A 13,559-nucleotide genomic window follows, 5' to 3' on the forward strand; every position below is an offset into this window, starting at 1 on the left:
GCAGGGACGCGCACGGTGCTTGTCTGCGGCCGCCGAGCACGGTAGACCGATCTGGGCCGCCGGAGCGGCGGCCGCGTCGCTGATCCGGGGGTGTGGGGCATGAGCGTGACGAGTCGGTACCGGGAGGCCTGGGAGGGGTTCTGGCGGGAGGCGTCCGACGAACCGGGCGCCGTCTTCTGGGACGCCGGACCCGAACGGACCGCGGCCGTCCATCTGGCGCTCTTCGAGCCGTATCTGACCTCCGCCGACCTCCCGCTCGTCGACCTCGGCTGCGGCAACGGCACCCAGACCCGCTTCCTGGCCGACCGCTTCCCCCGCGTGCTCGGCGCCGACCTCTCCACCGCCGCCGTCGACCTGGCCCGCCGAGCCGACCCGGACGGCCGGGCCGCCTACCGTGTGCTCGACGCGGTCGACAAGACGGACGCCGAAGCCCTCCACGCCGAGCTCGGCGACGCCAACGTCTATGTGCGCGGCGTCCTCCACCAGTGCGAGCCCGACGACCGCCAGCGCCTCGTCGACACCGTCGCCACGCTGCTGGGCGAACGCGGCCGGGTCTGTCTCGTCGAACTCGCCGAGGCCGCGAAGGGCGTCCTCATGGGCCTCGCGGCCGATCCGGCCGGCCCACCGGCCAAGCTCGCCCCGGTCTTCCGGCACGGCATCGCCCCCGGCGACGTCAGCGACGCGGCGATCCCGGAGTACCTGGGCGCCGCCGGCCTCACCGTGGTCACCAGCGGCGAACTTCCCCTGGTCACCACGGAACACACGGCCGAGGGGACCCGGATCGAACTGCCGTCGAGGTGGTACGTGGCGGGGCGCAGGGCCTAGGCACTGTCGGGTCCCACCACGGTGGGCCGGGCCGGTGAGAGTTATCCACAGGTCTGCCACGGATCGTCGTGAACGCGTACGGTTCGAGCCATGAAGATCCTCATCAGCGCCGACATGGAGGGCGCCACCGGTGTCACCTGGCCGGCCGACGTGCTGCCGGGGACACCGCAGTGGGAGCGGTGCCGTTCGATGTTCACCTCGGACGTGAACGCCGCCGTGCTCGGCTTTCTCGACGGCGGGGCCGACGAGGTGCTGATCAACGAGGCGCACTGGACGATGCGCAATCTCCTGCTGGAGGAGCTGGACGAGCGCGCGCAGATGCTCACCGGCCGGCACAAGGCGCTGTCCATGGTGGAGGGCGTGCAGCACGGCGACGTGGACGGGATCGCGTTCGTCGGCTACCACGCGGGCGCCGGGATGGAGGGCGTCCTCGCCCACACCTACCTGGCGAACTCCATCACGGGGGTGTGGGTGAACGACGAGCGGGCCAGCGAGGGGCTGCTCAACTCGCATGTGGTGGCCGAGTACGGGGTACCGGTGGTGCTGGTGACCGGCGACGACGTGGCGTGCGAGGACGCCCTGGGCTATGCGCCCGAGGCGCTCAAAGTGGCGGTCAAGGACCATGTGTCGCGGTACGCGGCGGTGTGCCGGACCCCGGCGAGGACGGCCGCCGACATCCGCGCGGCGGCGAAGGAGGCCGCGGCGCTCGCGGTACGGCACGCACCGGTCAGGGGCGGCCCGTTCACCGTGGCGCTGGAGTTCGACGCCGAGCACCTGGCGATGGCCGCGACCGTGGTGCCCGGGGTGGCCCGTACCGGTGAACGCAAGGTCGCGTACACCAGCCCGACCATGTACGAGGGAATCCGCACCTTCAAGGCGGTCACCACGATCGTCTCGGCCGCGGTGGAGGAGACATATGGCTGAGCAGACGGCACCCGTGGACCAGCGGGCGCTGGACGAGGTCGTCCGGTTCACCTCCGACCTCATCCGCGTCGACACCACCAACCGCGGCGGCGGGGACTGCCGTGAGCGGCCGGCCGCCGAGTACGCCGCCGCGCTGCTGGCCGAGGCGGGCCTGGAGCCCACACTGCTGGAGCGGACCGCGGGCCGGACCAACGTGGTGGCGCGGATCGAGGGCACCGACCCCTCGGCGGACGCCCTGCTCGTCCACGGTCATCTGGACGTCGTGCCCGCCCAGGCCGCCGACTGGACCGTGCACCCCTTCTCCGGGGAGATCCGCGACGGCGTGGTCTGGGGCCGGGGCGCGGTCGACATGAAGAACATGGACGCGATGATCCTCGCCGTCGTACGGCAGTGGGCGCGCACCGGCGTACGCCCCCGCCGGGACCTCGTGATCGCGTTCACCGCCGACGAGGAGGCGAGCGCCGAGGACGGCTCCGGGTTCCTCGCCGACCGGCACGCCGGTCTCTTCGAGGGCTGCACCGAGGGCATCAGCGAATCGGGGGCCTTCACCTTCCACGACGGCGGCGGCCGGCAGATCTATCCGATCGCCGCGGGCGAGCGCGGCACCGGCTGGCTGAAGCTCACCGCGCGCGGCCGGGCCGGCCACGGCTCCAAGGTGAACCGGGCCAACGCGGTGACCCGGCTGGCGGCGGCCGTCGCCCGGATCGGCGCGCACGAGTGGCCCCTGCGGCTCACCCCGACCGTCCGCGCGGCCCTCACCGAACTCGCCGCGCTGTACGGCGTCGAGGCGGACCTCGACGACCCCGGCGGCGTCGACCGGCTGCTCGACAAGCTCGGCACGGCCGCGGCCCTGGTCGAGGCGACCGTCCGCAACAGCGCCAACCCGACCATGCTGGACGCCGGTTACAAGATCAACGTGATCCCGGGGGAGGCCGTCGCCCACGTGGACGGACGGTATCTGCCCGGCGGCGAGGACGAGTTCCGGGAGACCCTCGACCGGCTCACCGGACCCGATGTGGAGTGGGAGTACGAGCACAGGGAGGTGGCACTGCAGTCGCCGGTGGACTCGGCGACGTACGCGCGGATGCGGGCCGCCGTCGAGGAGTTCGCGCCCGAGGGGCACGTGGTGCCGTACTGCATGCCGGGCGGCACGGACGCCAAACAGTTCTCGCGGCTCGGCATCACCGGCTACGGCTTCTCGCCGCTGAAGCTCCCCGAGGGCTTCGACTACGCGGCGCTGTTCCACGGTGTCGACGAGCGTGTCCCGGTGGAGGCGCTCCACTTCGGCGTCCGTGTGCTCGACCGCTTCCTGCGCACGGCCTGACCGACGGGACGCGGGAGCATGCGGGACCACGGACCGAGGGACTGAGGGACTGAAGGATTGAAGGACTGAGGACATGGGGGACAAGGTGCAGACCCTGGCGTACGGTTCGTGGCCTTCGCCGATCGACGCGGCGCTCGCCGCCGCGCACGACGGGCATCCCGAGTTCGTCGGCTTCGTCGGCGACGAGGCCTGGTGGACGGAGCCCCGGCCCACCGAGGGCGGCAGACGCACCCTGGTGCGGCGCACGGCCGACGGCACGGAGGAGTCGGTCCTGCCGGCCCCGTGGAACGTGCGCAGCCGGGTCATGGAGTACGGCGGGCAGCCCTGGACCGGGGTCCCGCGGGACACCGGCCCCCTCGTGGTCTTCGCGAACTTCGCCGATCAGCGTCTCTACGCATTCGAGCCGGGCGGCGAGCCCCGCCCGCTCACCCCCGTGTCGCCGGTCGGCGGCGGACTGCGCTGGGTGGACCCACGCCCGCACCCGGAGCGGGACGAGGTGTGGTGCGTCCTGGAGGAGTTCACCGGGGAGGGACCCACCGACGTACGGCGGGTCGTCGCCGCGGTACCGCTGGACGGCTCGGCGGCGCAGGACCGCGGCGCCGTACGGGAGCTGACCGACGACAGCAGGCGGTTCGTCACCTGCCCCCGTCTCTCACCGGACGGCCGTCGTGCCGCCTGGCTCGCCTGGGACCACCCCCGGATGCCGTGGGACGGCACGTCGCTGCTGGTCGCCGAGGTGACCGAGGACGGCCGGCTCGGCGCGCCCCGGTCCGTCGCGGGCGGCCCGGAGGAGTCGGTCGCCCAGGTCGACTGGGCCGCCGACGGCACCCTCGTGTACTCCAGCGACACCACCGGCTACTGGAACCTCTACCGCCTCGACCCCGACGGAGGCGACCGCACGGCCCTGTGCGCCCGTGAGGAGGAGTTCGGCGGCCCGCTGTGGAAGGTCGGCTGGCGCTGGTTCGCGCTGCTGGACGACGGGCTCGTCGCCGTGATCCACGGGCGGGGCGCCACCGCGCTCGGTGTCCTCGACCTGGAGACCGGCCAGGTCGTGGACGCGGCCGGGCCATGGACCGAGTTCGCCCCCTCGCTCGCCGTGCACGGCGGCCGGGTCCTCGGCATCGGGGCCAGCCCCCGCAGCGCGTACGAGGTGGTCGAGCTGGACTCCGTCACCGGCGACGCCCGGGTGATCGGTGCCGCGCACGACGACCCGGTGGACCCCTCCTACTACCCCGAACCCCAGATCCGCAGTTTCTTCGGCCCCGCCGGGCGCGAGATCCACGCACACGTCTACCCGCCCCACAACCCCGGCGTCGTCGCCTTCAGCACCGAGCTGCCGCCCTACGTCGTCTGGGCGCACGGCGGGCCCACCAGCCGCGCGCCGCTGGTCCTGGACCTCGCGATCGCCTACTTCACCTCACGCGGCATCGGCGTCGCCGAGGTCAACTACGGCGGGTCCACCGGATACGGACGGGAGTACCGCAACCGGCTGCGCGAGCAGTGGGGCGTCGTCGACGTCGAGGACTGCGCGGCCGTCGCGCTCGCCCTGGCCGACGAGGGCACCGCCGACCGGACCCGGCTCGCCATCAGGGGTGGCAGCGCGGGCGGCTGGACCGCCGCCGTGTCCCTGACCGCGACCGACGTGTACGCCTGCGGAACGATCCTGTACCCCGTCCTCGACCTCGCGAACTGGGGGTCGGGGGACACGCACGACTTCGAGTCCCAGTACCTGGAGAGCCTGGTCGGGCCCCTGGCCGAGGAGCCGATGCGGTACGCGGAGCGGTCGCCCGCCGAGCACGCGGACCGGATCACGGCGCCGTTCCTGCTGCTTCAGGGCCTCGACGACGTGATCTGTCCGCCCGCGCAGTGCGAGCGGTTCCTGGCCCGGATCGACGGGCGGCGGGTGCCGCACGCCTACATCGCCTTCGAGGGGGAGGGACACGGTTTCCGGCGGGCGGAGACGATGGTGCGGGTCCTGGAGGCGGAGCTGTCGCTGTACGCGCGGGTCTTCGGGTTGAATCCTCCGGGTATCCCTACTCTGGAGCTCGCCAAGTGACACCAGTGACACCCGTGACCCAACTGACCAGACCCGCTCGCCTCGTCCCCGGCGCCCGGGTGGCCGTCGTCGCGCCCAGCGGACCGGTGGCCGAGGAACGGCTCAGCGCCGGACTGGACCTGCTGCGCGGCTGGGACCTCGATCCCGTCGTCGCACCCCACACGCTGGACCGGCACTCCGAGTTCCCCTATCTCGCGGGCACGGACGCCGACCGTGCCGCCGACTTCCAGAGCGCCTGGTGCGACCCCTCCGTGTCCGCCGTGCTGTGCGCCCGCGGCGGCTACGGCGTCCAGCGGATGGTCGACCTGCTCGACTGGGACGCGATACGGGCGGCGGGCCCCAAGACACTGGTCGGGTTCAGTGACATCACCGCCCTGCACGAGGCGTTCGCCACCCGGGCCGGACTGGTCACCCTGCACGGGCCCATGGCCGCGGGCGTCGACTTCCTCAAGAATGTCCGGGCCCAGGAGCATCTGCGCGCCACGCTGTTCTCCCCCGAGACGGTACGCACGATCCGGGCCGCCGAGGGAAGCACCGCCCTCGTACCGGGTCGCGCGCGGGGGGTTCTGCTCGGTGGTTGCCTCTGTCTGCTCGCCGCCGAGCTGGGCAACCCCCACGCCCGGCCCTCCGCCCGGGGCGCCCTGCTCTGCCTGGAGGACGTGGGCGAGGAGACCTACCGCCTCGACCGCTACCTCACCCAGCTCCTGCGCGCGGGCTGGCTGGACGGGGTCGCCGGCATCGTCCTCGGCTCCTGGGCGGAGTGCGACCCGTACGAGAAGGTGCGGGCGCTGCTCGTCGACCGGGTCGGCGGGCTCGGGGTGCCGGTGGTGGAGGAGTTCGGATTCGGGCACGGGGAAGGAGCGCTGACGATCCCCTTCGGGGTGACGGCGGAGCTGGACGCCCGGGCGGGGACGCTGACGCTGGACGAGCCGGCGCTGATCTGACGGCCCCTCCCCGAGCCACCAGCGGCCCGCGGGCCGACCGCCCGGCTTTCCGGGACGCCTCCCACCAGGCGCGTCCCGGTCGCTCGCGTCATCCTGGAGGCATGAGCCCGAAGACATCGGAACGAGTCGGGACGCACGGGCGGAAGCGATGGAGCCACACACTGACTCCCGGCAGGGTCGTCGTGGGCCTGCTCGCCGTCCTCGCGCTCGTCTTCGTCTTCCAGAACACCCAGAGCACCGACATCCAGCTGCTGGTCTCCGAGGTCTCCATGCCCCTGTGGCTGGCGCTCCTCGGGACGGGGCTGGTCGGAGCGGTGTGCGGGGCGTTCTTCATGAGACGGCGCAGGTGACACCCGCTCCGACGTACCGTGGCGGGGTGTCCGAGAACGTTCATCACCTCATCGAAGGCCCCCGCGTCGCGGTCCGGCGGTTCACCCCCGAGGACGGGCCCGAGTTCGTCGCCCGGGTGCGGGAGAGCCGGGAGCTGCACCGGCCGTGGCTGTTCCCCCCGGCCACACCCGCGGCCTATGCCGCGTACGCGGGACGGCTCATCGAGGATCCGACCAAGGCCGGGTTCCTGGTGTGCGAGAAGGACGGCGGAGGCATCGCCGGCTTCATCAACATCAACAACATCGTGGAGGGCGGCTTCCAGAGCGGCGCCCTCGGCTACGGGGCCTTCGCCCATGCCGCCGGGCGCGGTCTGATGGGGGAGGGGCTCGCACTGGTCGTCGAATATGCGTTCACCTTCATGGGGCTGCACCGCCTGGAGATCAACGTGCAGCCCGGCAACGCCGCCTCCATCGCGCTCGCCCGGCGGTGCGGGTTCCGGCTGGAGGGGTTCTCGCCGGACTTCCTGTTCATCGACGGGGCCTGGCGGGACCATCAGCGGTGGGCGCTCACCACGGAGATGAAGCGCCCGGTCCCGGGCGGGAGCCGTCTGCCGGAATGATCCGTTCCCGTCCCGGCGTGCAGCCCCGTCGCGCAGGATGGGACCCATGCGGAACATCGTCGTCGTGGACGCCCCCTCCAACCTCGGCCTGCGGCCGCCCGCCCCGGGGACCGTGCCCGGCTGCCACAAGCTCGCCGGCGCCCTGCGGGAACAGGGCATCGTCCGGCGGCTCGGCGCGCTGGAGGGCGGGGTGGTGGTGCCGCCGCGCTACGACCGGGGCGACTGGCAGGAGGGCGACGGCGTCTTCAACGCCGGCGCGATCGCCTCGTACACCCGCAGGCTCGCCGACCGGATCGAGCGGCACGTCCGGGCCGGTGAGCTGCCCGTCGTCCTGGGCGGGGACTGTTCGATCCAGCTCGGCGCCTCGCTCGCGCTGCGGCGGATCGGGCGGTACGGGCTGGTCGCCGTCGACGCCTCCGCCGACTTCCGCCATCCGGGGAACTCCGACCGGGTCGGGGCGGCCGGCGGCGAGGAACTGGCGCTCGCCACCGGGCGGGGACAGCGGGACCTGACCGATCTGGAGGGGCTGCGGCCCTACCTGCGGGACGAGGACATACGCCTCTTCGGCATCCGGGACCAGTTCGAGGACGAGCGCGCCGAGCTGGCCGCCCTGAAGATCCCCGTCGTCACCGTCGGCGAGCTGCGCACCTGGGGCGCGGACGATCTCGCCCAGGTCACCGCGCTGAGCTTCGAGACGCCCGAACTGGCCGGTTTCTGGGTCCACCTGGACGCCGATGTCCTCGACCCGTCCGTCATGCCCGCCGTCGACAGCCCCGACCCCGACGGGCTCCTCCCCGACGAACTGCTCGCACTGCTGCGCCCGTTGGTCCGCTCACCGCACTGCGTGGGCCTCAACGTCACCATCTACGACCCGGATCTGGACCCCGACGGCACGGCGGGCGCGCTGCTCACGGACCTCGTCGTGGACGCGTTCGTCCCCTGAACCTCACGCGGTCGTCCGGCGGTCCGCGTACTCGTAGACCGAGCCGTCGGGGTGGACCGCGATCAGGTTGCGGCCGACGGGGGTGGGGATGGGGCCGGCCAGCACGTGGGCGCCGGAGTCGGTGAGGACGCGGTTCGCCTCGTCGACGTCCTCGACGGCGATGGTCGCGGCGACCTTCCGCAGGACCTCCAGTTCCGACTCCGGTCCGCTCATCAACAGGAAGCAGCCGACGGCGGCCACTTGGACGCCACCGCGTTCGAAGCGCATCGCCGGTCCGCCCGAGAGTCTCTCGTAGAACGGGACCGCGGCTTCCAGGTCGTCGACGCAGATGCGGAGCGTGGTGCCGAGAATCTCCATGGGGAAGAGCCTAGTTGGGGACGTGCCCCCGGCGCATGCCGCGTTACGGGGACACGGTGCACGGGTACTCGGGCGCAATGGACCGCTTGGATCATCTCGAACATCTGGACAAGCACCTGGTCGACGAGCTGGCGCTGGTGGCCCGCGAGACCATCCGCGACGAGCTGCGGCAGCAGACCCGCAAGCAGCGCCGCAAGGCCGCGCTGTACGCCGCGTCCGGGGCGCTCGCCCTGTACGCGGGTGCCGCGCTCGCGCTGGCCCTCGGGCTGGCTCTGTCGTTGGGCCTGCCGGACTGGGCCGCCGCGCTCATCACGGCCGTGGTGCTCGGTGTGGCGGCGTATGTGCTGAGGAGCGCGGCGCGTCCCTCGGCGTCGCGGCCGACGGCCGAGCACGAGGGCGAACTCCCCGCGGGCCGTGACCGGGTCGTCGGCGGCACGGCACCCGGGATGCCCCCGGGTGGCACGGGGCCGGCCGGATATCCGCCGGTGCCGCCCGTCGCACCCGGCGGCGCGACCGGTGCCCCGCCCCCGGCCGGCGTCGACCCCGAGGACCCGCACCAGCGGGGCCGATGACGGGCCGAGCGCAGCAGACGACGGAGACAGAGGACGCAGGACAGAGAAACAGAGAAGAGGCAGAGCAGGACGGAGAAGAGGCAGAGGAAGCGCAGAGGGAGCGGGGCCCGGACGGCAAGGACGTCCGGGCCCCGCTCCGGTGTGCCCGCGCTCGGTGGTCCGGGCGGGGCACGTGCACTCGGCCCAGACGATGGGGAGAGGGAAACACCATCTGGGCCGAGAACTCGGGGGCGGTGCGGGTCAGCGGGGACCCTGCTGGAGCTGCGGCAGCACCTTCGTGCGGTAGAAGTCGAAGAAGCCGCGCTGGTCGGGGCCGATCTGGCTGACGTAGACGCGGTCGAAGCCCGCGTCGGCGAAGGCGGTCAGCTCCGCGACGTGCTCGTCGACGTCGTCGCCGCAGACCGTGTTCTCGCCGACCATCTGCTCGGTGACCAGCGGCTCCAACTGCTCGAAGTGGCGGGGCGTGGGCAGGATCTGCCCCATCTCGCCGGGCAGCAGCTGGCTCGACCACAGATGGCGGACGAGCCGGACGGCGGCGTCCCGGTCGGGGCCCCAGCACACCTTCGTACCGCCGCTGACGGGGTTCGTGCCCCCGCCGCCCTTGCGGTACTGGGTCACCAGTTCCTCGTCGGGGCTCATGGTGATGAAACCGTCGCCGACGCGGGCCGCGAGGGAGGTGGCCTTGGGACCGAAGCCGGAGATGTCGATGGGGACCGGCGCTTCGGGAAGCGTGTAGAGGCGGGCGTTCTCCACCGTGTAGTGCGTGCCGCGGTGGGTGACCTCCTCGCCCGTGAACAGGCGCCGCATCACCTGGACCGACTCCTCCAGCATCTCCAGACGGACGTCCGCCGGAGGCCAACGGGTGCCGAGGACATGCTCGTTGAGCGCCTCGCCCGAGCCGATGCCGAGCCGGAAACGACCGCCGGTCATCACCGAACTCGTCGCCGCGGCCTGGGCGACCACCGCCGGGTGGATCCGGACGGTCGGACAGGTCACTGCCGTCTCGATCGGCAACGACACGGCCTCGGAGAGCGCGCCGATCACCGACCACACGAACGGGCTCTGGCCCTGGGCGTCGTTCCACGGGTGGAAGTGGTCCGAGATCCACAGACAGTCGAATCCGGCCTGCTCGGCCATCCTCGCCTGCTCGATCAGCTCGGCGGGACCGAACTCCTCGGTCGCCAGGAAGTATCCGTACTCGGGCATGGGGGGTTACCTCCGCGACGGGTGCGAACGGGGCGGGGCCGGAACGCGGTCCGAGTACCCGCCGATCACGGCGGAAACCCGCTCACCGTCGGATGGCCCGCCGGTTTGGGCACGTCGGCCAGGGGGACGCGGAAGGTTCGTACGCACGCGACCCCGCCGGAGGCGAACCGTGAGTCGACCCCGCATCGTGATCGTCGGTGCCGGCTTCGCCGGCTACCGGACGGCCCGCACACTCGCGCGGCTGACCCGCAACAAGGCCGACATCACCCTGCTGAACCCGACCGACTACTTCCTGTATCTCCCCCTGCTGCCCCAGGTCGCCGCCGGCATCCTGGAACCACGCCGGGTCACCGTCTCCCTCACCGGCACCCTGCCCCATGTGCGGTTGGTGCTGGGGGAGGCCGACGACATCGACCTCGACGCGCGCACCGTGCGCTACGCGGACCCCGAGGGCGGCGTCGGCACCCTCACCTACGACCGGCTGGTGCTCGCCGCCGGCAGCGTCAACAAGCTGCTGCCCATCCCGGGCGTCGCCGAGCACGCCCACGGCTTCAGGGGGCTGCCCGAGGCGCTGTACCTCAGGGACCACGTGACCCGGCAGGTCGAGCTGGCCGCCGGCAGCGAGGACCCCAAGAGCTGCGACGCGCGGTGCACGTTCGTCGTGGTCGGCGCCGGATACACCGGGACCGAGGTCGCCGCCCACGGGCAGCTGTTCACGGACGCGCTGGTACGGAAACAACCGCTGCGGGAGGGCATGCGGCCGCGCTGGATACTGCTCGACATCGCGGAACGGGTGCTGCCCGAGATGGACGAGCGGCTGTCGCGGACCGCCGACAAGGTGCTGCGCCAGCGCGGTGTCGACGTGCGGATGGGGACCTCGGTGAAGGAGGCCACACCGAACGGAGTACTGCTGAGCGACGGGGAGTTCGTCGACACCCGCACCCTGGTGTGGTGCGTGGGCGTACGGCCCGATCCGCTCGCCGAGTCGCTGGGGCTGCCGATGGAACGCGGCCGGCTCCTCGTCGAGCCCACGCTCCAGGTGCCGGGCCGGCCCGACGTGTTCGCCTGCGGCGACGCGGCCGCCGTACCCGATCTCACCAAGCCCGGCCAGTACACCCCGATGACCGCCCAACACGCCTGGCGGCAGGGCAAGGTGGCCGCGTACAACGTCGCCGCCTCCCTCGGCCGGGGCGCGCCCGAGCCCTACCGCCACAGCGACCTCGGCTTCGTCGTGGACCTCGGCGGAGTCAAGGCCGCCGCCAACCCGCTCGGCGTACCGCTGTCCGGGCCGGTCGCCGGAGCCGTCACGCGCGGCTACCACCTGGCCGCCATGCCCGGCAACCGCGTCCGGGTCGCCGCCGACTGGCTCCTCGACGCCGTACTTCCCCGCCAGGGCGTCCAGTTGGGCCTCGTACGGTCCTGGTCGGTCCCCCTGGACACGGCGTCACCGGAGCTGGCCCGGATGCCGGGCGCGCCGGAGAAGGTGAAGGAGAAGGCGAAGACGAAGGCGGACGCGGAGAAGTCGCCGACCACGTCACCGGGCCGGGAGCGCGGCCCGTCCGAAGACCCGCACGAGCCCGTCGAGGGTTCGGGAGGAGAGTCATGAACAGCCGTCAACTGACCGAGCTGGCCCAGCAGTTGCGGGTCGACAGCGTGCGCGCGTCGGACGCCGCCGGGTCCGGGCATCCGACGTCGTCCATGTCCGCCGCCGAGCTGATGGCGGTGCTGCTCGCGGGACATCTGCGGTACGACTTCGAACGCCCCCAGCACCCCGGCAACGACCGCTTCGTGCTGTCCAAGGGACACGCCTCCCCCCTGATGTACTCCGCGTACAAGGCGGTGGGCGCGATCAGCGAGACCGAGCTGATGACGTTCCGGAAGCTGGGCAGCCGGCTCGAGGGGCACCCCACGCCGCGGCGGCTGCCGTGGGTGGAGACGGCCACCGGGTCGCTCGGCCAGGGACTGCCCGTCGGCGTCGGCATCGCACTGGCCGGGAAGCGGCTGGACCGCACCGGCTACCGGGTGTGGGTGCTGTGCGGCGACAGCGAGCTCGCCGAGGGCTCGGTGTGGGAGGCCGCCGAGCACGCCGCCTACGAGCATCTGGACAATCTGACGGCGATCGTCGACGTCAACCGGCTCGGCCAGCGCGGGCCCACCCGGCACGGACACGACCTGGACGCCTACGCCCGCCGCTTCGCCGCCTTCGGCTGGCACACGATCGAGATCGACGGACACGACGTGGACGCCGTCGACCGCGCCTACGGCGAGGCCGAGTCCACCAAGGGCCAGCCCACCGTGATCCTCGCCCGCACCCTCAAGGGCAAGGGTGTCGAGGCCGTCCAGGACCGCGAGGGCCTGCACGGCAAGCCGCTCAAGGACGCCGACGAGTCGATCGCGGAACTCGGCGGCGTGCGCGACCTCCGTGTCGAGGTCCGGCAGCCGCCCGCCGCCAGGATGCTGCACGCCGTACGCACCGGGCACCTGGAACTGCCGCGCTACGAGCTCGGTGAGCAGACCGCCACCCGGGACGCCTACGGGCAGGCCCTCGCCGCGCTCGGCTCCGCGCGCGGCGACGTCGTCGCCCTCGACGGCGAGGTCGGCGACTCCACCCGCTCCGAGTACTTCGCCAAGGAGCATCCCGACCGCTACTTCGAGTGCTACATCGCCGAACAGCAGCTCGTCGCCGCCTCGGTCGGCCTCGCGGCACGCGGCTGGGTGCCGTACGCCGCCACGTTCGCGGCGTTCCTCACCCGCGCCCACGACTTCATCCGCATGGCGTCGATCAGCGGGTCCGGCATCAATCTCGTCGGCTCCCACGCGGGTGTCGCCATCGGCCAGGACGGGCCCTCGCAGATGGGCCTGGAGGACCTGGCGATGATGCGCTCGGTGCACGGCTCCACCGTGCTCTACCCCTGCGACGCCAACCAGACCGCCAAGCTCGTCGGCACCATGGCCGGCCTCGAAGGCGTCCGCTACCTCCGGACGTCCAGGGGCGGGTCGCCCGTCCTCTACAGCCCGACCGAGGAGTTCCCGGTCGGTGGCAGCAAGGTGCTGCGGGCCTCGGACACCGACCGGCTGACGGTCGTCGCGGCCGGGGTCACCGTCCACGAGGCCCTCAAGGCCGCCGACGCGCTGGACCGCGAGGGCATCCAGGTCCGGGTGATCGACCTCTACTCGGTCAAGCCCGTCGACCGCCGCACCCTGCGCGAGGCCGCCGAACGCACCGGCTGCATCCTCACCGTCGAGGACCACCACGAGGAGGGCGGCCTCGGCGACGCGGTCCTCGACGCCTTCCTCGACGGCCGCCCGGTGCCCCGCCTGGTGCGCCTCGCCGTCCGTACGATGCCGGGCTCGGCCTCCCCCGAGGAGCAGCTGCGCGAAGCGGGCATCGACGCGGAGGCGATCACGGTGGCCGGACGGCTGCTGGTGGAGCACGCGATCACGCCCTGAACGTTCTGA

At 72.6% G+C, this 13,559-nt stretch carries 13 protein-coding genes; 11 read left to right on the top strand and 2 right to left on the bottom strand.

Annotated elements, in window-relative coordinates:
* Window positions 1-99: 99 nt before the first annotated feature.
* The 8 genes from RM704_RS04770 to RM704_RS04805 all read left to right on the top strand — a co-directional run bounded on the left by RM704_RS04770 (window position 100) and on the right by RM704_RS04805 (window position 7,965).
* Entirely contained in the window at window positions 100-825 is a 726-nt protein-coding gene (locus RM704_RS04770; RefSeq protein ID WP_033529809.1) for a class I SAM-dependent methyltransferase, read from the top strand.
* A gap of 90 nt (window positions 826-915) precedes the next feature.
* The gene (locus RM704_RS04775; RefSeq protein WP_033529808.1) at window positions 916-1,749 is read left to right on the top strand and encodes a M55 family metallopeptidase; all 834 of its coding nucleotides are present in this window, start codon (window positions 916-918) and stop codon (window positions 1,747-1,749) included.
* Window positions 1,742-3,073, top strand: a complete 1,332-nt coding sequence (locus tag RM704_RS04780) for a M20/M25/M40 family metallo-hydrolase (RefSeq protein ID WP_033529807.1) — start codon at window positions 1,742-1,744, stop codon at window positions 3,071-3,073. Before RM704_RS04775 ends, RM704_RS04780 begins: the two co-directional genes overlap by 8 nt.
* Window positions 3,074-3,146: 73 nt before the next feature.
* Entirely contained in the window at window positions 3,147-5,129 is a 1,983-nt protein-coding gene (locus RM704_RS04785) for a dipeptidyl-peptidase 5 (protein ID WP_033529806.1), read from the top strand.
* A 14-nt stretch (window positions 5,130-5,143) separates the two neighbouring features.
* Window positions 5,144-6,073: a S66 peptidase family protein gene (locus RM704_RS04790; RefSeq protein ID WP_033529805.1), complete on the top strand. Its 930-nt coding sequence runs from the start codon at window positions 5,144-5,146 to the stop codon at window positions 6,071-6,073.
* Window positions 6,074-6,174: 101 nt separating this feature from the next.
* Complete coding sequence (locus tag RM704_RS04795; protein WP_033529804.1) at window positions 6,175-6,423, top strand: lipopolysaccharide assembly protein LapA domain-containing protein; 249 nt, start codon at window positions 6,175-6,177, stop codon at window positions 6,421-6,423.
* A 26-nt stretch (window positions 6,424-6,449) separates the two neighbouring features.
* Window positions 6,450-7,022, top strand: a complete 573-nt coding sequence (locus tag RM704_RS04800) for a GNAT family N-acetyltransferase (protein WP_033530016.1) — start codon at window positions 6,450-6,452, stop codon at window positions 7,020-7,022.
* Window positions 7,023-7,068: 46 nt separating this feature from the next.
* Window positions 7,069-7,965, top strand: a complete 897-nt coding sequence (locus RM704_RS04805; protein WP_033529803.1) for an arginase family protein — start codon at window positions 7,069-7,071, stop codon at window positions 7,963-7,965.
* 3 nt (window positions 7,966-7,968) lie between these two features.
* On the opposite strand, the gene RM704_RS04810 is transcribed toward RM704_RS04805, so the two are convergent.
* On the bottom strand, window positions 7,969-8,322 hold the full coding sequence (locus RM704_RS04810; RefSeq protein ID WP_033529802.1) for a VOC family protein: 354 nt from the start codon (window positions 8,320-8,322) through the stop codon (window positions 7,969-7,971).
* 77 nt (window positions 8,323-8,399) lie between these two features.
* Between RM704_RS04810 and RM704_RS04815 the strand changes: the two genes are divergently transcribed.
* Window positions 8,400-8,894 carry a phage holin family protein gene (locus RM704_RS04815; protein WP_311589664.1) on the top strand — a complete coding sequence of 165 codons (495 nt, stop codon included), beginning with the start codon at window positions 8,400-8,402 and terminating at the stop codon, window positions 8,892-8,894.
* A 240-nt stretch (window positions 8,895-9,134) separates the two neighbouring features.
* Here RM704_RS04815 and RM704_RS04820 read toward each other — a convergent pair whose 3' ends face one another.
* Window positions 9,135-10,100: an LLM class F420-dependent oxidoreductase gene (locus tag RM704_RS04820; RefSeq protein ID WP_033529801.1), complete on the bottom strand. Its 966-nt coding sequence runs from the start codon at window positions 10,098-10,100 to the stop codon at window positions 9,135-9,137.
* A gap of 169 nt (window positions 10,101-10,269) precedes the next feature.
* Here RM704_RS04820 and RM704_RS04825 point away from each other — a divergent pair, with 169 nt between their 5' ends.
* Both RM704_RS04825 and RM704_RS04830 read left to right on the top strand, forming a co-directional pair.
* Complete coding sequence (locus RM704_RS04825) at window positions 10,270-11,706, top strand: NAD(P)/FAD-dependent oxidoreductase (protein WP_107072373.1); 1,437 nt, start codon at window positions 10,270-10,272, stop codon at window positions 11,704-11,706.
* Entirely contained in the window at window positions 11,703-13,550 is a 1,848-nt protein-coding gene (locus RM704_RS04830) for a transketolase (protein ID WP_033529800.1), read from the top strand. Before RM704_RS04825 ends, RM704_RS04830 begins: the two co-directional genes overlap by 4 nt.
* The last annotated feature ends 9 nt before the right edge of the window (window positions 13,551-13,559 follow it).

Origin of the sequence: Streptomyces gottesmaniae (genome assembly GCF_031845845.1) — a bacterium.
Taxonomy (GTDB): Bacteria; Actinomycetota; Actinomycetes; order Streptomycetales; family Streptomycetaceae; genus Streptomyces; species Streptomyces akebiae.

Coding starts and splice junctions, on each gene's coding strand:
- RM704_RS04770 (WP_033529809.1), top strand. CDS start 100: ATGAGCGTGACGAGTCGGTACCGGGAGGCCTGGGAGGGGTTCTGGCGG.
- RM704_RS04775 (WP_033529808.1), top strand. CDS start 916: ATGAAGATCCTCATCAGCGCCGACATGGAGGGCGCCACCGGTGTCACC.
- RM704_RS04780 (WP_033529807.1), top strand. CDS start 1,742: ATGGCTGAGCAGACGGCACCCGTGGACCAGCGGGCGCTGGACGAGGTC.
- RM704_RS04785 (WP_033529806.1), top strand. CDS start 3,147: ATGGGGGACAAGGTGCAGACCCTGGCGTACGGTTCGTGGCCTTCGCCG.
- RM704_RS04795 (WP_033529804.1), top strand. CDS start 6,175: ATGAGCCCGAAGACATCGGAACGAGTCGGGACGCACGGGCGGAAGCGA.
- RM704_RS04805 (WP_033529803.1), top strand. CDS start 7,069: ATGCGGAACATCGTCGTCGTGGACGCCCCCTCCAACCTCGGCCTGCGG.
- RM704_RS04810 (WP_033529802.1), bottom strand. CDS start 8,322: ATGGAGATTCTCGGCACCACGCTCCGCATCTGCGTCGACGACCTGGAA.
- RM704_RS04815 (WP_311589664.1), top strand. CDS start 8,400: ATGGACCGCTTGGATCATCTCGAACATCTGGACAAGCACCTGGTCGAC.
- RM704_RS04820 (WP_033529801.1), bottom strand. CDS start 10,100: ATGCCCGAGTACGGATACTTCCTGGCGACCGAGGAGTTCGGTCCCGCC.
- RM704_RS04830 (WP_033529800.1), top strand. CDS start 11,703: ATGAACAGCCGTCAACTGACCGAGCTGGCCCAGCAGTTGCGGGTCGAC.